We start from the raw sequence: 18,474 nt of genomic DNA on the forward strand, positions 1-18,474 counted from the left end.
TGCCGGGCGGCGTGGGTGCTGCCGTAGGCAGGCGTCCGGTCCGGGCGGCCGGGGCGAACGCCACCCGACAACCCGGCCGACCGGGTTCAGCCGTCGCCGGCGGACGTCCCGGAACCGGGCTCGGATCCGACCTGGTCGAGCTTGTGCGCCTGATCGGTGACGGCCGTCAGGAGGGCGGTCAGTGCGGGAGTTGGCGGGCTGTCTCGGGTGACCATGACCAGTCGGCGTCGGAGGGCGGCTTCGGCGACGTCACGGACGGCGAGAGCGGGGTCATGCGCCGGCAGGGTCAACGCCGGCATCAACGCGACGGCTGCCGCGACGCGGACGAGTTCGAGTTGAATGTTGGCGTCGCTGGAGCGGTGTCGCAGGTCGGGTTCGTAACCGCCGAGGGTGCGGCAGGTCCCGACAACCATGGCGTGATGGCCGGTCCCTTCGGCGGAGGCGGTCCAGACGTCGGATCGCAGCATGGCGACCGCGACGGGTCCACCCGACCTGGCCAGTGGATGCGTCGCTGGCAGCACCACCTTCAGCGGCTCTTCGAGTAGGAGCGCGTAGCGCAGTCCGGCCGGGCGGGGGCGGGGATGGCCGTCGTACTCGTCGCCGATGACCAGGTCGACCGCGCCCAGACGCAGGCCCGGCAACGTCTGTTCGAGTTCGAGCTCGAAGATCTCCAGGCGCACCTGTGGATGGTCGACCATCATGCGGGCCACGGCGGGCACCAGCAGGCGACGAGCCGCCGATTGCAGGCCGCCGGCCCGTACGGTGCCCCGGATGTCGCCGCTCAGGGCCGCCAGGTCCGCCTCTGCCGCCTCGGCCGCCGACAGCAGTACGCGCGCGTGCTGGGCCAGGAGGTGGCCGGCATCGTTGAGCCGTACGCCCCGCCCGGCCTTCTCGAACAGCGGGGTGCCGGCGTCCTTCTCCAGGATGGCCAGCTGCTGGGAGACGGTGGACGGGCTGTAGCCGAGCGCTGCGGCGACCGCCGCCAGGGTTCCCCGCTCCTCGAACTCACGCAGGAAGCGGAGGCGGCGGAGATCCAGCGCGACCATGCAGGAATCCTAACGAGTTAACCTCATCAATCATCGCTAGACCTGGCAAGTCCGGTCGCTGATCCTTGACGGCGTGGGTCCAGCATTGTGTCTTCTCTCCGCGGCGTGCTTCGGCGCCATGGCCATCTTCGGAAAGCTCGCCTACGACGCGGGCGTCTCGCCCGGGGCGCTGCTCCTGGTGCGCTTCGGTCTGGCGGCCGCGGTGCTGGCGACACTCCTGCTCCTGCGACCGGGCCTACGCGGTCCACAGCGAGAGCCGACCGGCCGTCCGGCGGCAGCGCGTGGCCGCGTGTTGGCCATCGCCATCGGCCTGGGCGCGGTCGGGTACGCCGCGCAGGCGGGCATGTACTTCTCGGCCCTGCGGCTGATGGACGCCTCGCTGCTGTCCCTGATCCTCTACACGTACCCCGTCCTGGTCACCGTGGCGGCGGTGCTGCTCGGCCGGGACCGGCTGACACCCGGGCGCTGCGCCGCGCTGGTGGCCGCGTCCGGCGGAACGTTGCTGGTCCTCCTCGGCGCTGGCGGTGTGAGCTTCCACCCGCGTGGGGCGCTCCTGGCCTTCGGTTCCGCGATCACCTACACGGTCTACATCCTCGTCGCCGACACCGTCGTGCACCGGCTGCCGCCCGTGGTCCTCTCCATGCTGGTGATGACCGGGGCTGCCGGCACCCTCGGCGCGCGCGCCCTGGTCACCGGTGGGGTCGACCTCGACTTCGGGCTGCCGGGCTGGTTCTGGCTGGCCTGTATCGCCGTCGTCTCCACCGTCTTGGCGATGCTCACCTTCTTCGCGGGTCTGAAGCGGACCGGCCCCTCGACCGCCGCCATCCTGTCGACCTTCGAACCCGTGGTCACCACGGCACTGGCCGCGCTCGTTCTCGGCGAGTCCCTGAGCCCCGTCCAGCTCGCCGGCGGGGCGTTGGTGCTGTCCTCCGTCGTTGTCCTGCAGGCCCGGCCGGCCCGGGAGCGCCGCCAGGACCAGGGCTCACGTCCGGTGCCCGGCCGGCCCGACTCCAAGATCCACGATGCGCTGGATCCGGCACCGGACGGCCCCACGGGACCGGCAGCGGTGGCGCGGTAGCCACTGCCGCCGCAGGTCAGGCGTATCGTGGTCGTCGTGTGGAGGTCGGCAACGCTCGGGGGAGGCAAACCGTGAGGCTCGGTCCCCACCTGCACCGCATCGGCAATGACCTGGTGGCGGTCTATCTGATCGACACCGACGAGGGCGTGACCGTCGTTGACGCCGGTCTGGCCGGCCACTGGCGAGAGCTGACCACGGCGCTCACCAGCATGGGCCGGTCACTCGGCGACATCCGTGGCGTCATCCTCACGCACGGAGACACCGATCACCTCGGTTTCGCCGAGCGGCTCCGGCGTGATCACGGCGTTCCGGTCTACGTCCACGGGGCGGACGCCGCCCGAGCACGAGGCGAGATCAAACCCAAGAACACCTGGGGGCGGATCAAACTCGGTGCGACGGCCCGCTTCCTCTGGTACGCGAGCCGCATGGGTGGGATGCGTACGACGTATCTCAGCGAGGTGGTCGAGGTCGACGACGGCCAAACGCTCGACCTGCCAGGCGCTCCGCGCATCATCGGGCTTCCGGGCCACTCACCCGGCAGCATCGCCGTCCATGTGCCTGTCGTCGACGCGATCTTCGTCGGGGACGGGCTCACGACCCGCCATGTGTTGACCGGCCGGCACGGCCCACAACCGGCCCCCTTCACCGATGACCCGGAGCAGGCGGTCGCCTCGCTCAACCGGCTCGAAGGACTGCCCGCGGCCTGGGTGCTACCCGGCCACGGCACACCGTGGAACGGAGGCGTCAAGGAGGCGGTGCGCCAGGTCAAGGCAGCGGCGGCGACCGGCACGAAAGGCTGATGGCCACAGTCGAGAGCCACGAGGCAGGACGGCAGGCGGGGCCTTCGGGTCGGTGCCGCGAACGCGGCGTCTGATCACCGCCAGACGACTGGCCTCCTGGCGACCAGAATTTCCATCATGAACAAGGCGCTTGACGGCAAGGTTGCTCTGGTTACCGGTGGTGGTCGTGGCATTGGCGCCGCGGTGGCCGTGCGCCTGGCCGAGGAGGGCGCCGATGTGGCGCTGACGTTCCAGCAGAACCAGCAACGCGCCGACGACGTGGTGGACCAGATCAAGGCCGCGGGACGGCGGGCAATCGCCGTGAAGGCGGACAGTTCCGACCCGGCGGCGGTGGTCGACGCGGTGAACCGGGTCGCCGGTGAGTTGGGTCGGTTGGACATCCTGGTCAACAATGCCGGGGCGTTCCTGCTCGGACCGCTGGAGCAGTTGAGTCTGGAGGAGTTCGAGCAGACCGTCGCGGTCAACATCCGGGCGCCGTTCGTCGCGTCGCAGGCCGCGGTACGCCACATGTCGGCCGGTGGGCGGATCATCAACATCGGCAGCAACGTGGCCGAGCGTGCGGTCTTCCCGGGCTTCTCGCTGTACGCGATGAGCAAGACCTCGCTGATCGGCCTGACCAAGGCGCTCGGACGCGAACTCGGTGGCAGGGCGATCACCGTGAACCTGGTGAATCCAGGAGCCACGGACACCGAACTGAACCCGGCCGACGGCCCCAACGCCGACACGATCAACGGGTTCACCGCCCTCGGCCACTACGCGGCGCCAGCCGACGTGGCCGCCGCGGTGGCGTTCCTCGCCAGCCCGGACGGGCGTTACATCACCGGGGCGACGGTCAACGTCGACGGCGGCTTCACCATCTGATCATCGGCTCACCGCCATACTGTCCAGCCTTGGCAAGACGCTCACCGGGCCCGACCGTTGATCAACGAGCGCCTGTCAGGAGCGTCAGGCGGCGATCGGCGTCCGAACCGACACGTCCGGCCGCGTTGGTTCGGACGCCTTGCTGGGCGGCGCGGGCGCTGTCGTCAGGGCAGCTCCGGCAGCGGCAGCGCGACAGCGGTGACGATCAGGCCGTCGGCGACCAGGAAGCGGCCGTGCAGCGCGGTCAGCGGCGGGCCGCCGTCCGTACGGGTGCCGTCGACCAGCAGCCGGGCGGTGAAGCTACGGGACGCGGGATCGATGGACAGCTCCGCCTCCTCGAAGCCCAGCCAGCGGCCGGTCACCGGGTACCACGCCTTGTAGACCGACTCCTTGGCGCTGAACAGCAGCCGGTCCCAGTGCGTCGACGGATCGGCGTGGGACAGGCGGCGCAACAGCTCCGGCTCGCCAGCGACGGTCACCGCCTCGCACACCCCGTCGGGCAGTACGCCGTGCGGCTCGGCGTCGATGCCGAGGCTCGCCAGCGCGGTGTTGCGGGCGACCGCGGCGGCCCGGTAGCCGGAGCAGTGGGTGATGCTGCCGACCACGCCGGCCGGCCACAGCGGTTCCCGCTTCGGCCCGGGACGGATCGGGGCCGGGGCGTACCCGAGGTGGCCGAGGGCTTCCCGGGCGCAGCGGCGGGCGGTGACGAACTCGCGGCGGCGGCTCTCGACCGCCCTCGCGACGAGGTCCTCCTCGCCGGGGTACGGCGTCTCACCGGGCTGGTCCGCGAACGCCTCGACGGAAACCACCGACGGTGGCAGCAGCGACTCGATCACGACGCCACCCCGAGGATCCGCCGCATCGGCTTCGGTTCGCCGCCCCGGCGCCCCCACTCGCGCGGGTAGCCCAGCGACACCTCCTCGAAGCGCACCCCGTCATGGTGGGTGGTGCGCGGGATGTGCAGGTGCCCGTAGACGGCGACGACCGCGCGGTGCCGGACGTGCCAGTCGGCGGTGCGTTCGGTGCCGCACCACTGGGCGAACTCCGGATACCAGAGCACGTCCGTCGGCTCGCGGACCAGCGGCCAGTGGCTGACCAGCACGGTCGGCAGCGCCGGGTCGGTCGCGGCCAGCCGGCGCTCGGTCTCGGCGAGCCGCGCCCAGCACCAGGACTCCCGATCCGGGTACGGGTCGGGATGCAGCAGCATCTCGTCGGTGCAGACCACCCCGGCGTCGTACGCCCGCCGCAGCGACTCCTCCTTGGTGCTGGTGCCCGGCGCGCGGAACGAGTAGTCGTAGAGCTGGAACAACGGCGCGACGGTGACCGGGCCACCCTCCCCGTACCACACCGGATAGTCGTCCTCGGGGGTCAGCACGCCGTTGTCCCGGCACATCCGTACCAGGGCGTCGTAGCGGTTTCGGCCGCGCAGCGTCACCGGGTCCGACGGGTGCGTCCACAACTCGTGGTTGCCGGGCACCCAGACCACCGTGGCGAACCGGTCGCGGAGCTGGCGCAGCGTCTCCTCGACGGCCCCGAAGAGTTCACCCACGTCACCGGCCACGATCAGCCAGTCGTCGGCTGTCTCCGGCCGCAGGCCGTCCACGATCCGGCGGTTCTCGGCGTACGACACATGGAGGTCACTGACCGCGAACAGCGAACCCGTCACCCGGTCGATCTTGCCATTGTCGCTCCCGAATGGATAGACGGGAGCCTGAGCAACAGGGGTCAGCCGGGCAAGGATGCCGGGCAACGGTGCCGCGACCCCGGCGGCGTGCAGGGCCGGACGGGATGAACGTCGACTCCTCACGGAAGGGACGACGGTATGCACCCGATGCTGCGTCGACTCGACGACCTCGCCGCTCACCTCGCCACCCGGCCGGACACCGCGGCGCTGCTCGGCCTCGGCTCGGCCGGCGTCGCGTACGACCGGCTGGACGCCCATTCCGACCTGGACTTCTTCCTCGTGGTCGCGGACGACGCGGTGCACCGCCACATCGAGTCGGTCGACTGGCCGGCCGCGCCCTGCCCGGTGGCCAACCGGTCGTTGTGGCCGGCCGGGTCGTCGGATCTGCTGCGTAAGAATCTGAACAACCTGTCAGCTCCTCGCTCAGCTCGTGAGCAGGCTGGCGAAGTGGTCGGTGGCGCGCAGCAGTTCCCGGGCGATGCCGGGTTCCGCGGCGGAGTGGCCGGCGTCGGGAACGATCCGCAGCTCCGCCTCGGGCCAGCGCCGCGCCAGGTCGTAGGCGGACGACGTCGGGCAGCAGAGGTCGTAGCGGCCGTTGATGATGACGGCGGGGAGGTGGCGGATCCGGTCCACCCCGTCGAGGAGTTGGGTGTCGCTGGCGAGGAAGCCGCCGTGCACCGCGTAGTGGGACAGGATCCGCGCGATGGGCAGCGCCTGTTCGTCGGCGGTGAAGTGGGCGAGCAGGTCGGGGTCGGGGCGCAGGGCGGAGTTGATCGCCTCCCAGCGTCCCCACGCCGCCGCGCAGGCCCGGGCCTCGGCGTCGTCGGGCCCGTGCAACCGCCGGTGGTACGCGGCGAGCACGTCGTCGCGCTCCGCCGCCGGGATCGGGGCGAGGAACCGGTCCCACTCATCCGGCTGGAGGTGGCGCAGGCCGCCCTGGTAGAACCAGTCCCGCTCGCTGCGCCGCATCAGCAGGACGCCGCGCAGGATCAGGCCGGTGACCCGGTCGGGGTGGGTCTGCGCGTACGCCAGGCCGAGGGTGACGCCCCACGAGCCGCCGAACACCAGCCAGGAGTCGATGCCGAGCCGGGCCCGGATCGCCTCCAGGTCGGCGACCAGGTGCCAGGTGGTGTTGGCGCGCAGCTCGCCGAACGGGGTGCTGCGGCCCGCGCCGCGCTGGTCGAACAGCACGACCCGGTAGCGGTCCGGGTCGAAGAAGCGCCGTGCCGCCGGCACCAGACCACCGCCGGGCCCGCCGTGCAGGAAGACCACCGGTACGCCGTCCGGCCGGCCCACCTCCTCCACGTACAGGTCGTGGCCGTCGCCGACCGCGATCCGATGGGTGGCGTACGGCTCGATCGGCGGGTACAGGGCTGGCTCGTTCATGACGACCCATCCTGCCCGGCCCGCCGCCGGCCGTGGGGGGCGGGCGACGGTCAGCAGGCGATCTGGCTGCCGAGGCCCTTCAGCAGGGCGTCGGCGACCCAGCCGGACACGCCGGTCGTGGTGTCCTTCAGGTAGGTCCAGCTGTGGGTGGTGTAGCCGTTCGCGGTGACCCCGTCGCCACTGGTGTAGCACCAGAAGTCGACGTTGTGGCTGAGCTGCCCGTATCCGTTCGAGGGGCAGGAGGTGTGCGGGCCGGTGCGGATGTTGATGTTGCTGCCGTTGAAGAGCTTGCCGCTGCCGCTGTCGATGTTGGAGTGAGGGTGGCTGCAGGTCGCGCTGGCCGGGGCGGCCACGCCGGTCACCACCACGCCGGTGCAGCCGACCGTCAAGGTGACGGCCGCCGCGATCGAGGACACCTTCCGCACGTCGATCAACTCCCCGTAAGTCTCAGCGGTACGCACAGTGATCCACATATTTGCATGCGGCGAGGTATGTGGGCAAGGCTGGCCGGTTCCTGACCGGCACCCCGGGGGCGGTGCCGGTCAGGAACGGTGCCGCGAGTCAGGCGTTGGCCGGGATGCCGGCGCCGGAGCCCGCCGTCGGCTCAGCGGCCGTCGACTCCTCGTCCGGGGCCGACCGTTGCGTCGGCGTGCGCACCGCGAACGCGTCGAAACTGGGGCCGTCCAGCACCACCCGCTCGCCGGTCGGAGCAGTGGCAGGTCGGTCCGGGGCGGCGTCCGTGAGCCGATCCGCGGGCGCCTGGTCGACCCCGCCGCGGTCGGCAGGCTCGGCAGCGGGTCGGCCCACCTGCGGGTACTCGGCGGTCTCGCTCCCGCCCGCCGCGGCTGCCATCACCGCGGCGGCGGCCAGGTCGGCCACCCGCTTCGCCTCCCGCTGCACCCGGGCGCGGGTCTCCTTGGCGTGCTGCTCGGCGAGGTCCGCCGCCCGGCGCGCGTCGTCCAGCCGCTTGGACTCGGCGGCCAGTTCCCGGCGTACCTCGACCAGGCGCTCCTCCAGCGCGGCCCCGTTCTGCTCGATCGTGACGATCTCCTGGCGGGCGCGTTCGAGCTGCTGGCCGACGGTCTCCAACTCGGCCTGGAGCTGCGCGAGAACCTCCTGCCGCTGTTGGATCTCCTGCTGCACCGTGGACAGTCGCTCCTGGTGCGCCGCCGTCTCCTCGTCGGCACGCTCGCGGACCTCGGTGGCGTACTGCTGGGCCTCGGCGACCAGCGCGGCGATGTCCCGTTCGGCGGCGCTGGCCCGGTCGGCCAGCTCCTGCTCGGCGGCGGCCCGCCGCTCGTCCAGCTCGCGGGCCATGGTGGCCTGCCACTGGGCCAGCTCCTGCTGCGCCTTGCTCCGGTTGGCCTGCACCTCCTGCTGGATCTGGGTACGGGCCGCCTTCACCAGCGCCTCCGACGCGGAGCGGGCCTGCTCGACCTGCTGGGTGCTCTGCTCGGTGATCCGCTTGGCCTCCTGCTGCGCCCGCTCGTGGGCGGCCTGCCCCTCGGCCCGCAGCTTCTCGGCCAGCTCCCGGATCGAGGCGAGTTCCGCCTGCGCGGCGGCCCGCTGCTCCTCCTGCGCCTTCTCCTGCTCGACGCGGCGTGCCGACAGTTCCTCGTCCAGCTCGCGCAGCTCCCGGGCGGCCTCCTCCCGCGCCGTGGCCAGCACCTTCTCCGCCTGGGCCTGGAGCTCGGCGGCACGCTTGGAGGCGGCCTCGCTGATCTGCCCGGCCTGCTTCTCGGCCAGGTCGAGGATCTGGTCGACCATCGGCCCGAGGTCCCGGAAGGACGCCCGGTCCACCTGCGCGGGCCGCTGCCGCAGCTCCGCCGCCTCGGCCTGGGTCCGCTGCATCTGCATGGTCAGCTCCCGCACCTGCCGGTGCGCCCGGTCCCGGTCGGCCGTCACCGCGGACAGTTCGCCGTCCATCTGCTGGACGTACCGGTCCACCTGGCGTTTGTCGTAGCCGCGCAGCACCAGGTCGAACCGCGGCCGCGCGGACACGTCGTCATGGGATGCGAACGGTTCCTCGCCGTTGGACATACGCCATCCTCCGTCAGTTCGCCAGCGCCGGGCCGGCGGGATGACCGCCCGGCAGGGCATGATGAGGCGCAACGGTACCGTCGTCGCCGCGCGGGCCCTGCCCCGCCCCGGCCCTCCGTCGGCGGGACCGGTGAACGCCCCGGTCCGGGGATCGAGGCGTTCGGCCGGCGGCCCCCGGCAGCCTGGGTCGAGACCACTGGCCAGGACCGCGACCCGCCCCGCATCATGACCGCTGCGACGACGACGCGAGAGCAGACGCGCACCGGACCGCGCGCCCGCCCGACCTCTACCTTCATCGTCGACCTCGGGTCGCGCTGAGCCTCAGGGCAGCGGGTGCGAGATGCCGCGAGCGTGGTCGGTGACCGACGCGCCGACCACGGTGGCGGTCAGCGGCAGCACCTCCAGGCAGCGGCGGACCGCCACCGCCACCAGCGGGTTCGGCACCCGCATGGAGAGCGTGCAGTGCGGCACCCAGCGCCCCGGCTGGTAGTGCTCGACCAGGCCGATGCCGGCCCGGGCCAGCCGGCGGTGCACCTCGGCGTGATGGGCCAGCAGCTCGGCGGTGGGCGCCGGCCCGAGCCAGAGCACCCGACCGACGAACTGGCCGGCGTGCTGGAACTCCAGCCGCAGCGGGGCCGCGACCACCATCCCGGCGAGGGCCTCGGCCACCCGGTCCGGGTCGAAGCGCGGCGCCACCGCCAGCGAGACGTGCGGGCGGTGCCGCTGCTCCAGCAGCGACCGCATGCTCTGCACACCCTCGGACTCCAACGCGTCCCAGAGCACCCGGATCCGCCGGGTGGCGTCGATGTCGAGATACAGCTCCAGCGCCGCGACCACCCGATCACCCTAGAGGTGAGGTTTGCCCGGCCCGGTGGGCGGTACTGCCCCAGGTGGCACCGACGGAGGAGCGTGGACCGTGGACGTGAACGACCTGCTGACCGACGCGTACGGCCGGCTGCCCGAGCTGGTGGAGTCGGCCGTCGCCGGGCTGAGCCCGGAACAGCTGCGCCGGGCCCCGGCGGCCGGGACGAACCCGGTCGGCTGGCTGGTCTGGCACCTGACCCGGATCCAGGACCACCACGTCGCCGACGTGCTGGGGGAGGCGCAGCTCTGGACCACCGGCGACTGGGCGGGCCGGCTGGGGCTCGCACCCGACCCGGACGACACCGGCTTCGGACACGGCCCCGACCAGATCGCCGCGGTACGCCCGGAGAGCGGCCAGGTGCTCGTGGACTACCACCGGGCGGTGGTCGACCGGACCCGGGCCTTCCTGCGCGGGCTGCGCCCCGCCGACCTGGACCGGGTGGTCGACGCGAACTGGGATCCGCCGGTCACCCTCGGCGTCCGGCTGGTCAGCGTGCTGGCCGACGACCTCCAGCACGCCGGACAGGCGGCGTACGTGCGCGGGCTCATCGCGCGGGGCTGATCGCCGCCCGGGCCCGGACCAGCGCGGCCTGCCCGAGCAGATGGAACGCCTGCGCCTCGGGCGAGGTGCCCGGCCCCGCGAAGTCCGGTGCCCCGCTCACCCCGGTCACCCGCCCGTACCGGTCGATCCGCCGGCCCGCGGCGGCCAGCAGATCCGCGCCGACCGCCAGCCAGGTCGCCGGCAGCCAGCCGTCCGCCACCCCGGTCAGCGCGGCGTACGCCAGCATCTGCGCGGTGTTCGCCTCACGGAACGTGCCGGGATCGTCGAGCACGTCGTGGAACAACCCGTCGTCGGCCCGGTGGGCCAGGCAGGCGTCCAGCACCGTCCGGGCGTGCCCGGCCAACTCGTCCCGAAGCCCGGCCGGCCAGGCCGGCGCGAGGCGTAGCGCCCGGGCGATCCCGGCGACCACCCAGCCGTTGCCGGTGCCCCAGAACTCCGCCCGATCCAGCTCGCCCCGGTCCTCGTCCCACCGCGCCGCGTACAGGCCGATGCGCTCGTCGTACAGCCGGCGGCGGTGCCCGACGACCTGGGCGGCGGCGACGTCGGTCCGGCCCAGCAGGGCGAGCAGCGGCACCACCATGTACACGGTGTCCGGCCAGACCTGGCGGTTGTCGAGCAGGTGGAACAGGGTGCCGTCGGCGGCCCGGGGCGCCCGCGCCACCAGCCAGTCGAGCTGCGCCGCCAGGGCGGCCGACCAGCGCGGATCCCCGTCCGTCGACGCCGCGTGCCGGACCGCCTCGCCACAGGCGGCGCCGTTGACCGCGCCGGCCTCGCCGGAGACGTCGCCGAGCCGGCCGTCCGGGTGCTGCCGGGTCACCGCCGCGTCGGCGACCAACACGGCCAGCTCGTCCCGACCCAGATCGAGCAGGGCGTGCCCGGTCACCCCCTGTTCCCACGACTGCCGCTGCATGGCCAGCAGCGCGGTCAGCACCCGATCTGTCGTCGTGTCCCGTGTCATGCGTATCCCGTACCCGTCGGTCGCCCCTGGGGCAAGGCCATCTCACCCGGATCGGGCGAGTTGGGTTCACCCGTCCGGCGGGGAACCTGCGGGGACCATTGGACACGGGGAGGACGAATGGGCGACTCGATGGCGCAGCGGCTGATCGAGCAGGTTGGCGGCCGGCACCCCGAGCTGCCGGAGACCACGGCCGGCACCGTCCGCCTCGACCTGCACGACGGCGGCAGCACCGAGCACTGGTACCTGACCATCGACGACCAGAACGTCCAGGTGACCCGCTCCACCGACGACGCCGACATGGTCGTCCACGCCAGCCGGGCCGTCTTCGACCGGCTCGCCGCCGGCAGCCCGCGCCTGGTGGCGGCGCTGCTGCGCAACGACATCAACGTGCAGGGCGACGTGCGGTTGCTGCTGACGCTGCGCCGGCTCTTCCCGGGCCCGTCAGGGGCCCGGCGTCCCCGTCAGGCCGACGGAGGTACGCGGCCCGGGACCGGGACGGAGACGCGATGAAGCAGAACCTGGCACACGTCCTCGCCGGCAACTCGTTCGCGCTCAGCGACGCGGAGGGCGACATGGAGGTCGACCCGCGGGTGCCGACGGGCCTGTTCTCCTTCGACACCCGGTTCCTGTCCCACTGGGTGCTCACCCTCGACGGGGAACGGCTGCACGCGCTGTCCCGGGACGACCTGGCGTACTTCGAGACGCGGTTCGTGGTCGTGCCCGGGGCCGCCAGCCACTACGTGGACGCCGACGTGTCGGTGATCCGGCACCGCTCCATCAACGAGGGCCTGCACGAGCGGATCACCGTCCTCAACCACTCGGCGGAACCGGCCGAGCTCATCGTACGGATGGAGATCGCCAGCGACTTCGCCGACACCGCCGAGATCCGCCAACCCGGGCCACGCCAACCGGTGATCACGGCAGCCTCGGACCACCGGCAGCTACGGATCTGCTACCGGCGTGAGCAGTTCTCCCGGGAAACCATCGTCTCCAGCACCGCGCCGGTGGACGTCGACCAGGGCGGCATGACCTTCCGGATCCGGGTCGACCCGGACGGCGAGTGGCACACCGACCTGTACGTCGAGATGGTCATCCACGGCGCCGGTGGGCGGGACCTGCGGCGCAGCCTGGCGGCGCACCGCCAGCGGGCACGCCTGGACATGCGCGCGGACCTCAAACAGTGGTTCGACCAGGCGCCGCAGCTCGCCAGCAACCGGCGATCCCTGGTGCGGGCGTACGAGCAGGCGTTGGCCGACCTGGCGGCGCTGCGCTACCTGCCGCTGTCGTACACCGAGCGGGTGCCGGTGGGCGGGCTGCCCTGGGCGATGACCCTGTACGGCCGGGACGCCCTCATCACCTGCCTGGAGACGCTGCCGTTCACCCCCGAGCTGACCCCCGCCACGCTGCGCATGTTGGCGCTGGTCCAGGGCAGCCAACCCGACGACCTGCACGACGAGGAGCCCGGCAAGATCCTCTCCGAGCTGCGGTACGGCGAGGCGGCCGCGTTCGAGGAGCAGCCCACCGCGGTCTACTACGGCGCGGCCGACACCACCCCGCTCTTCGTCATCCTGCTCGACGAGTACGAGCGCTGGAGCGGCGACGTCGACCTGGTCCAGGAGCTGCGCCACCCCACCCGGAGCGCGCTGGACTGGATCATCGAGTACGGCGACCCGATCGGCGACGGCTACCTGCGCTACCAACCGCGCAACACCGTCAACGGGGTGGCCAACCAGGTGTGGCGCAACTCGCCCGACGCCGTCGTGGACCGGCACGGCCACGAGCCGGCGTTCCCCCGGGCCACCAGCGAGCTACAGGGGTACGCGTACGACGCGATGGTCCGGGGCGCCCGGCTGGCCCGCCAGTTCTGGGGCGACCCGGCGTACGCCGAGCGGCTGGAGGCCAGGGCGGCGGCGCTGCGGGAACGGTTCAACCGCGACTTCTGGCTGCCGCAGCGCGAGTACTACGCCTTCGCGTTGACCCCGGACGGCGTGCCGGTCGACGCGCTCACCTCCAACCTCGGGCATCTGCTGTGGAGCGGGATCGTCGAGCCGGAGCGGGCCGGCGCGCTCGCCGGGCACCTGCTCGGACCGGAACTCTTCTCCGGTTGGGGGGTGCGGACGTACGCCGCCGGCCAGCGGCCGTACAACCCGGTCGGCGCACACCTGGGCGCGGTCTGGCCGTCGGACAACGCGGTCGTCGCCGCCGGCCTGCGCCGCTACGGGCACCACGAGGAGGCGGCCCGGGTCGCGGCCGGGATGTTCGCCGTGGTGGAGACGCTCGGTGGCTCGGTGCCCGAGGTGATCGCCGGCTACCCGCGTCCGGTGACCAAGTACCCGGTCCAGCTCCCGATGGCCGGTCGGCCGCAGTCGTGGTCCTCCGGGGCGCTGCTCATGCTGCTCGCCACCATGCTCGGGCTGAGCCCGTGCGGCGAGCACCTGCTGGCGGACCCGATGATCCCGGAGGGGTACGGCCGGATCGAACTGCTGGAGGTGCCCGGCCGGTGGGGGCGCGCCGACGCGTACGGCCGGGATCGCAGCAGCGTCGGCGGGCGTTCCCGCAAGGGCTGAGTCGCCGGTTCGCGTCCCGGGCCGGGCGCCACCGCGACCGAGGCCGCCGGGTCGAGGCCGTTCACCGCGGCCGTGTCACGCCGCCGGCGTACGTCATTCGGAACGCCCGTACGGCGGCGGCCTCGCCGACGAGTTCCTGCGGGCGGGGCGCGGCTCGGGCGGCGGCGAGGAGCCGACGGAGCATCTCCAGGCCGCCGTGCCCGTCGGGAACGGAACCGGCGAGCAGTCGCTCGACGGTCTCCGGGTCCATCCGGTGCGCGTCCATCTCGTGTCCCTCAGCGCCGCCACCGGTCGTCACGTCACACCGCCGCCCGCACCTCGGGCCCGGCGGGGGCGACGGCTGCCGCGCCGGCCGGTCAACCCATCGTCTTCGCCCCGTCGATGGACTCGCGGATGATGTCGGCGTGACCGGCGTGCTGCGCGGTCTCGGCGATCAGGTGCAGCAGCACCCGCCGCACCGACCAACTGGCCCCCGGCTCGAACCAGGGCGCCGACGGCAGCGGATGGCTGGCGTCCAGGTCGAGGGTGGCGATCAGCGCGTCGGTCTCACCGGCCACCCGGTCGAACTCGGCCAGCAACCCGGCGAGGGTCTCACCCTCGGTCATCCGGAACTGCCCGACCCAGTCGATCGGCTCGCTCCGCATCGCCTCGGCACCGCCCACGGCGAACCGCATCCACCGATCCTCGGTGGTCGCCACGTGCTTGATCAGCCCGCCGAGGCAGAGCTCGCTGACCGTGCTGCGCCGGGCGGCCTGCTCGTCGGTCAGACCCTGGACCGTCTGCCGGAGGAAGCCGCGATGCCGCCGCAGCGTGGTGCGCAGGTCCGCCCGCTCGCCGGTGAGGACCTGGTCGGAAACGCTCATGGCACCCGCCTTTCCATCGAGGGACGCGGACACCGTACGACCACCCACCGACAGGTTCGTGCTCGATCCCGGAAGCAGCGGCATCGGGTCGGTTCGAGGCCACTGGTTCCTGGATCGAGCACGATCTTGAGCTGTGTGGAGCGCGGTGAGCGTTGCCGACGGAGGGTCAGCCGCGCCGGGTGACGCCTTCCGGGTGCATGCCGGTGGCCTCCTCCAGCGCGTTGTCCGGGAGGTCCCCCTCGGCGCTGTCGTCCGGGAAGGTCCGTGCGGACGGACCCGGATCCGGCGGCGCGCCCGGGCCCGCCTCGGCGGCGCGGGTCGGCTCCACCGAGCCGAAGCCGTGCCGGCCGGCCGGCGGCCCACCCGGCGCTGCCCCGGCCGCCCGGCGTTCGCCGCGCCGGCCCTCGGCGACCGCGGGCTCCTCGCTGCCCTCGTCCATCGGCGCGTCCTCGCCGGCGCCCCAGGGCGGATCGGCGTCGAAGCCGTCGGTGGTGCCCCACGGCGCGACTTCCTCCGGCCCCCGCCCCTCGCCCCTGTCCGGGCGCTTCCTGCTGCTCATCGCCACCTCACCTGGCTGGGTTTCCGTGCCCGGGCTGAATGCCCGCCATCCGCCCGGTCATGCCGGGTCGGCGTCCCGCCGCGGGCGCTCGGCGACCGGGGGTCCGTGGCGGGCCTCGTCGACCACGCGGCACCCGGCGCGCCCGGCACGTCCCGCACGGACGGACGACGGGTGCCGGCGGCCACGCCGTTGTGCGCCGCCGGCCGCTGTGCTCAACGACCGGCCGTGACCAGGTGCCGGGTCGCCGCGCCCATCGCGGCGATCTTGCCGACCTTCGGCGCGCCCATCCCGACGATCTTCCCGATCTTCGGCACGCCCATCCCGACGGCCTTGCCGATCGTCTTCGACGACGATGTCAGCCCGCCGGCCCGGCCGAGCATGCCCCGAAGCACCTGGCCCGGCTTCTGCTGCTCGCCCATGTACGCGGTGACCACCACGAGCGCGCCGGTCAGCGCCGGGACCGCCCACTGGAGCAGCTTCAACTGGCGCTGCCAGGAGGCGACGTCGGTGGGGGTCTGAGAGTTCGGTTCGGTGACCCCGTCCGTGGGCGGACCGCCCGCCCGCTGCAGCCGCATGCCGAGCAGCCGGCTGTACCCGGTCACCGCCAGCGCGCCCAGGGTCAGCCCGGTCTTCACCGCACTGACCTTTCCCACCCCGGCCTGAGCGGCCATCCGCGGGCTCTCGGTGACCAGTTCGCCGACCGCGCCGGCGAGGTGCGTGCCGATCGCCGCCGCGTTGACCGGGGTCCAGCGGGCCCAGCCCGCCGACGCCACCGGCAGCCGTTGCGTGGCGTCGTCGATCTTCGCCGCCGCGCCGTTGACGCCGAGCGCGCCCATCAGCGATCCGCCGAACCAGGCCGCCAGGCCCAGATCGTGCATCGAGCGCAACGCCGTGTGCTGTTCGAACATCTGATCCCCCTCCGCGGTGTTCGGGCGGTGGGGCTTACCCGTGTTCGGACCGGCTACGCCCCGGTACACCGGCCACTCCCGCCGGACGGCCCCGGGTCGGTTCCGTTGCCGGCGACGACCCGAGCAAGGGCGCAGCGAGTTCCGGTCGCCTCAGCGTCGCGGCAGGGTGGCGGCGAACGCGGCGACCCGGGCCGCCAGCGGGGTGGCGGCGCGTACCCAGGTGAAGTGGTCCAGCGGGGCGCCGGCCTCGGACACCGGGTAGCGGTGCCGGGTCATCGGGGCGGCGGTCAGTTTGGCGCAGAGGTGGTCCAGCGTCTCGTGCGGGGTGTACTGGTCGTCGTCCACGCTGACCGCGAGGACCGGGGTGCGTACCCGCCCGACCGCCGCCTCGGCGTCGACCCCGTCGAGCACCGGGAACCGGCCGGTCCGGGCGGTGTGCGCCCAGTCCCGGATCACTCCGCGCACCTGCCGGCCACCGAACCCCCAGCCGGGCCAGACGCCGAGCAGCCGGGTGACCGCCGCGATCCCCTGGGTGAACGCCAGCACATTCCAGCCGTGCCGCCCCGGGTAGAGACGCCACCAGGGCAGGCCGACCGCCACCAGGGCCAGCCCGTCCACCGTGTCGGCGTCGTGCAGGGCCTGGTGCAGCACCGCGACCTGCCCACCGAGGGAGTGCCCGAGCAGCACCCGGACCCGGCCGTCCAGCCGAGGCTTGAGCGCCTCGAACACCGCGCCCACGTCGGCGGTCAGCTCGGCGTAGCCGTACCGGCAGGTGCGGGCGGGTCGCGGGGTGCTCTCGCCGGTGCCGCGCAGGTCGGCCACGATCACGGCCATCCCGGCGTCGCGCAGCGCGGCCGCGAAGGGCCGGTAGTAGCGGGCCCGTACGCCCATCGCCGGCCAGATCACCACCACCGGCGCACCGGGCGGCCCGTCCGGCTCCGGGTAGATCTGGACGCCGAGGCGTGCCCCGTCGACGTCGACGAACTCCTGCGTGTACTCCCCGCTCACCGGCTCAGCGTACGGCGGCAAGCTACCGATGGGTAGCAAGGGGTGGAGCAGTGACCAAAGTCCCTGGCCGGCGGCGCGGGAAGCGCTGAGAATACGTAAAGAGGTAACGCTGACTCCGGTTTATGGCGTGCCTCGCCCCAACCGTCTCCCGGAGGTGACCGGTGGTCCCCGCAACCTCGCTCTCCACGCTGGCCGAGGAGCAACTCGCGCTGGCCCGCGCCACCGGCAGCGGACGCAGCGCCCGGACAGTGCACGGCGGTCCCGACACCGCGCTGCGGCAGACGCTGATCGCCCTCGTCGCCGGGCACGCGCTGGCGGAGCACGCCAGCCCCGGTGACGCGACGCTCCAGGTGCTGCGCGGCCGGGTCCGCCTCACCGCGCAGGACCGGTCCTGGCCGGGGGAGGCGGGGGACCTGCTGGTGATCCCGGACGCCCGGCACGCGCTGTCCGCCGACGAGGACGCCGTCGTGCTGCTCACGGTCGCCCGCGGATGAGCGCCCCGTCGTCGACGGCCCGGTCGGCGCCACCGCGGCAGGCGGCCCGGCCGGTCCGGTCCCGCCGGCACCGCTACCTCCCGCCGCAGCACGGCGCCTGGGCGATGCTGCTCCTCCCGTACGCCGCGGCGGTCTGTGTCACCGGTCCGCGGTGGCCGCACCTGCCGCTGCTCGGCGCCTGGCTGGCCGGCTATCTCTTCTCCTACTACGCCCTCCTGGCGGTGAAGACCGGCCGCACCGACCGGGTACGTCCGCAGTTGCTGCTCTACGGCGTCGCCGCCGCGTCACTGGTCGCGCCGGTGCTGGTCGCCCGGCCCGGGGTCCTCGGCTACGCCCCGCTGTACGCGCTGCTCGCCGCCGTCAACGTCGGGTACGCCCGGGGGCGCCGTGAGCGGGCCCTGCTCAACGACCTCGCCTCGGTGGCGCAGAGCGTGCTGATGGTGTTCGTGGTGGCCACCGTCGCCGGGTCCCCGCCCGCCGAGCTGTCCGCGGTCGCCGGAGTGGTCGGCGCGTACCTGGTCGGCACGGTGCTCTATGTCAAGACGATGATCCGGGAGCGGGACAGCGTCGGCTACCGGTGGGCTTCCGGGGCGTACCACGTCGCGGCGCTGGTGGCGGTGGTGGCCGCCGGGTGGGGGCCGGCGGTGGCGGGCGTCTTCGTGCTGCTGTTGCTCCGCGCGGCGCTGCTGCCCGGCCGCCGGTTGGCGCCGGTCCGGGTCGGGATGGTCGAGCTGGTCGGTGCCCTGCTGGTGTTCGCCGCGGTGGTCGGGCACTGGGCCTGACCCGCGACGTAGGG

At 73.2% G+C, this 18,474-nt stretch carries 22 protein-coding genes; 8 read left to right on the forward strand and 14 right to left on the reverse strand.

The genetic code is table 11. The annotated features are described in order from the left end of the window. Positions 1 to 86: 86 nt before the first annotated feature. Entirely contained in the window at positions 87 to 1,046 is a 960-nt protein-coding gene (locus tag GA0070604_RS08480; RefSeq protein WP_091116924.1) for a LysR substrate-binding domain-containing protein, read from the reverse strand. 73 nt (positions 1,047 to 1,119) lie between these two features. Between GA0070604_RS08480 and GA0070604_RS08485 the strand changes: the two genes are divergently transcribed. The 3 genes from GA0070604_RS08485 (at position 1,120) to GA0070604_RS08495 (ending at position 3,785) form a co-directional block, all read left to right on the forward strand. After that, entirely contained in the window at positions 1,120 to 2,124 is a 1,005-nt protein-coding gene (locus GA0070604_RS08485) for a DMT family transporter (protein WP_377593414.1), read from the forward strand. Positions 2,125 to 2,195: 71 nt separating this feature from the next. Beyond that, positions 2,196 to 2,924: an MBL fold metallo-hydrolase gene (locus tag GA0070604_RS08490; RefSeq protein ID WP_091116933.1), complete on the forward strand. Its 729-nt coding sequence runs from the start codon at positions 2,196 to 2,198 to the stop codon at positions 2,922 to 2,924. Positions 2,925 to 3,041: 117 nt separating this feature from the next. Beyond that, positions 3,042 to 3,785 (forward strand): SDR family NAD(P)-dependent oxidoreductase, encoded by a 744-nt coding sequence (locus GA0070604_RS08495; RefSeq protein ID WP_091116936.1) that lies wholly within the window; start codon positions 3,042 to 3,044, stop codon positions 3,783 to 3,785. Positions 3,786 to 3,949: 164 nt separating this feature from the next. Here the strand turns inward: GA0070604_RS08495 and GA0070604_RS08500 are convergent, their stop codons facing one another. From GA0070604_RS08500 to GA0070604_RS08530, 7 genes are all read right to left on the reverse strand, one after another. Then, positions 3,950 to 4,621, reverse strand: a complete 672-nt coding sequence (locus GA0070604_RS08500) for a 4'-phosphopantetheinyl transferase family protein (RefSeq protein WP_091116940.1) — start codon at positions 4,619 to 4,621, stop codon at positions 3,950 to 3,952. Then, the gene (locus GA0070604_RS08505) at positions 4,618 to 5,451 is read right to left on the reverse strand and encodes a metallophosphoesterase family protein (protein WP_091116942.1); all 834 of its coding nucleotides are present in this window, start codon (positions 5,449 to 5,451) and stop codon (positions 4,618 to 4,620) included. Before GA0070604_RS08505 ends, GA0070604_RS08500 begins: the two co-directional genes overlap by 4 nt. Before the next feature lie 194 nt (positions 5,452 to 5,645). After that, on the reverse strand, positions 5,646 to 5,876 hold the full coding sequence (locus GA0070604_RS08510) for a hypothetical protein (protein WP_091116945.1): 231 nt from the start codon (positions 5,874 to 5,876) through the stop codon (positions 5,646 to 5,648). 16 nt (positions 5,877 to 5,892) lie between these two features. Continuing rightward, positions 5,893 to 6,855 carry a prolyl aminopeptidase gene (pip, locus tag GA0070604_RS08515; RefSeq protein WP_091116948.1) on the reverse strand — a complete coding sequence of 321 codons (963 nt, stop codon included), beginning with the start codon at positions 6,853 to 6,855 and terminating at the stop codon, positions 5,893 to 5,895. A gap of 50 nt (positions 6,856 to 6,905) precedes the next feature. Next, the gene (locus GA0070604_RS08520) at positions 6,906 to 7,280 is read right to left on the reverse strand and encodes a hypothetical protein (protein ID WP_091126978.1); all 375 of its coding nucleotides are present in this window, start codon (positions 7,278 to 7,280) and stop codon (positions 6,906 to 6,908) included. 136 nt (positions 7,281 to 7,416) lie between these two features. Continuing rightward, on the reverse strand, positions 7,417 to 8,895 hold the full coding sequence (locus tag GA0070604_RS08525) for a hypothetical protein (protein ID WP_091116951.1): 1,479 nt from the start codon (positions 8,893 to 8,895) through the stop codon (positions 7,417 to 7,419). Between the two features lie 321 nt (positions 8,896 to 9,216). Then, the gene (locus tag GA0070604_RS08530) at positions 9,217 to 9,732 is read right to left on the reverse strand and encodes a 2'-5' RNA ligase family protein (RefSeq protein ID WP_091116955.1); all 516 of its coding nucleotides are present in this window, start codon (positions 9,730 to 9,732) and stop codon (positions 9,217 to 9,219) included. Positions 9,733 to 9,811: 79 nt separating this feature from the next. Between GA0070604_RS08530 and GA0070604_RS08535 the strand changes: the two genes are divergently transcribed. After that, on the forward strand, positions 9,812 to 10,321 hold the full coding sequence (locus GA0070604_RS08535; RefSeq protein WP_091116958.1) for a mycothiol transferase: 510 nt from the start codon (positions 9,812 to 9,814) through the stop codon (positions 10,319 to 10,321). Here the strand turns inward: GA0070604_RS08535 and GA0070604_RS08540 are convergent. Further along, positions 10,305 to 11,279 carry a glycoside hydrolase family 88 protein gene (locus GA0070604_RS08540; protein WP_244161794.1) on the reverse strand — a complete coding sequence of 325 codons (975 nt, stop codon included), beginning with the start codon at positions 11,277 to 11,279 and terminating at the stop codon, positions 10,305 to 10,307. The genes GA0070604_RS08535 and GA0070604_RS08540 overlap by 17 nt on opposite strands. A gap of 117 nt (positions 11,280 to 11,396) precedes the next feature. Between GA0070604_RS08540 and GA0070604_RS08545 the strand changes: the two genes are divergently transcribed. After that, a complete protein-coding gene (locus GA0070604_RS08545) occupies positions 11,397 to 11,789 on the forward strand; it encodes an SCP2 sterol-binding domain-containing protein (RefSeq protein ID WP_091116964.1) in 393 nt (130 codons plus the stop codon). Continuing rightward, positions 11,786 to 13,846: an amylo-alpha-1,6-glucosidase gene (locus GA0070604_RS08550; RefSeq protein ID WP_091116968.1), complete on the forward strand. Its 2,061-nt coding sequence runs from the start codon at positions 11,786 to 11,788 to the stop codon at positions 13,844 to 13,846. Before GA0070604_RS08545 ends, GA0070604_RS08550 begins: the two co-directional genes overlap by 4 nt. Before the next feature lie 61 nt (positions 13,847 to 13,907). On the opposite strand, the gene GA0070604_RS08555 is transcribed toward GA0070604_RS08550, so the two are convergent. From GA0070604_RS08555 to GA0070604_RS08575, 5 genes are all read right to left on the reverse strand, one after another. Beyond that, positions 13,908 to 14,111: a hypothetical protein gene (locus tag GA0070604_RS08555; RefSeq protein ID WP_091116971.1), complete on the reverse strand. Its 204-nt coding sequence runs from the start codon at positions 14,109 to 14,111 to the stop codon at positions 13,908 to 13,910. A 91-nt stretch (positions 14,112 to 14,202) separates the two neighbouring features. Beyond that, on the reverse strand, positions 14,203 to 14,709 hold the full coding sequence (locus GA0070604_RS08560; RefSeq protein WP_091116975.1) for a DinB family protein: 507 nt from the start codon (positions 14,707 to 14,709) through the stop codon (positions 14,203 to 14,205). A 166-nt stretch (positions 14,710 to 14,875) separates the two neighbouring features. Continuing rightward, positions 14,876 to 15,268 carry a hypothetical protein gene (locus GA0070604_RS08565; protein WP_091116978.1) on the reverse strand — a complete coding sequence of 131 codons (393 nt, stop codon included), beginning with the start codon at positions 15,266 to 15,268 and terminating at the stop codon, positions 14,876 to 14,878. A 212-nt stretch (positions 15,269 to 15,480) separates the two neighbouring features. Beyond that, positions 15,481 to 16,176, reverse strand: coding sequence for a hypothetical protein (locus GA0070604_RS08570; protein ID WP_091116981.1), 696 nt, complete (start codon positions 16,174 to 16,176; stop codon positions 15,481 to 15,483). Between the two features lie 150 nt (positions 16,177 to 16,326). After that, a complete protein-coding gene (locus GA0070604_RS08575) occupies positions 16,327 to 17,184 on the reverse strand; it encodes an alpha/beta hydrolase family protein (protein WP_091116985.1) in 858 nt (285 codons plus the stop codon). A gap of 161 nt (positions 17,185 to 17,345) precedes the next feature. Between GA0070604_RS08575 and GA0070604_RS08580 the strand changes: the two genes are divergently transcribed. Together GA0070604_RS08580 and GA0070604_RS08585 are read left to right on the forward strand one after the other, a co-directional pair. Further along, the gene (locus GA0070604_RS08580; protein ID WP_091116988.1) at positions 17,346 to 17,678 is read left to right on the forward strand and encodes a cupin domain-containing protein; all 333 of its coding nucleotides are present in this window, start codon (positions 17,346 to 17,348) and stop codon (positions 17,676 to 17,678) included. Then, positions 17,675 to 18,460: a YwiC-like family protein gene (locus tag GA0070604_RS08585; protein WP_091116992.1), complete on the forward strand. Its 786-nt coding sequence runs from the start codon at positions 17,675 to 17,677 to the stop codon at positions 18,458 to 18,460. Before GA0070604_RS08580 ends, GA0070604_RS08585 begins: the two co-directional genes overlap by 4 nt. Positions 18,461 to 18,474 lie beyond the last annotated feature (14 nt).

The sequence above is a fragment of the Micromonospora eburnea genome (assembly GCF_900090225.1).
GTDB classification, from domain to species: domain Bacteria; phylum Actinomycetota; class Actinomycetes; order Mycobacteriales; family Micromonosporaceae; genus Micromonospora; species Micromonospora eburnea.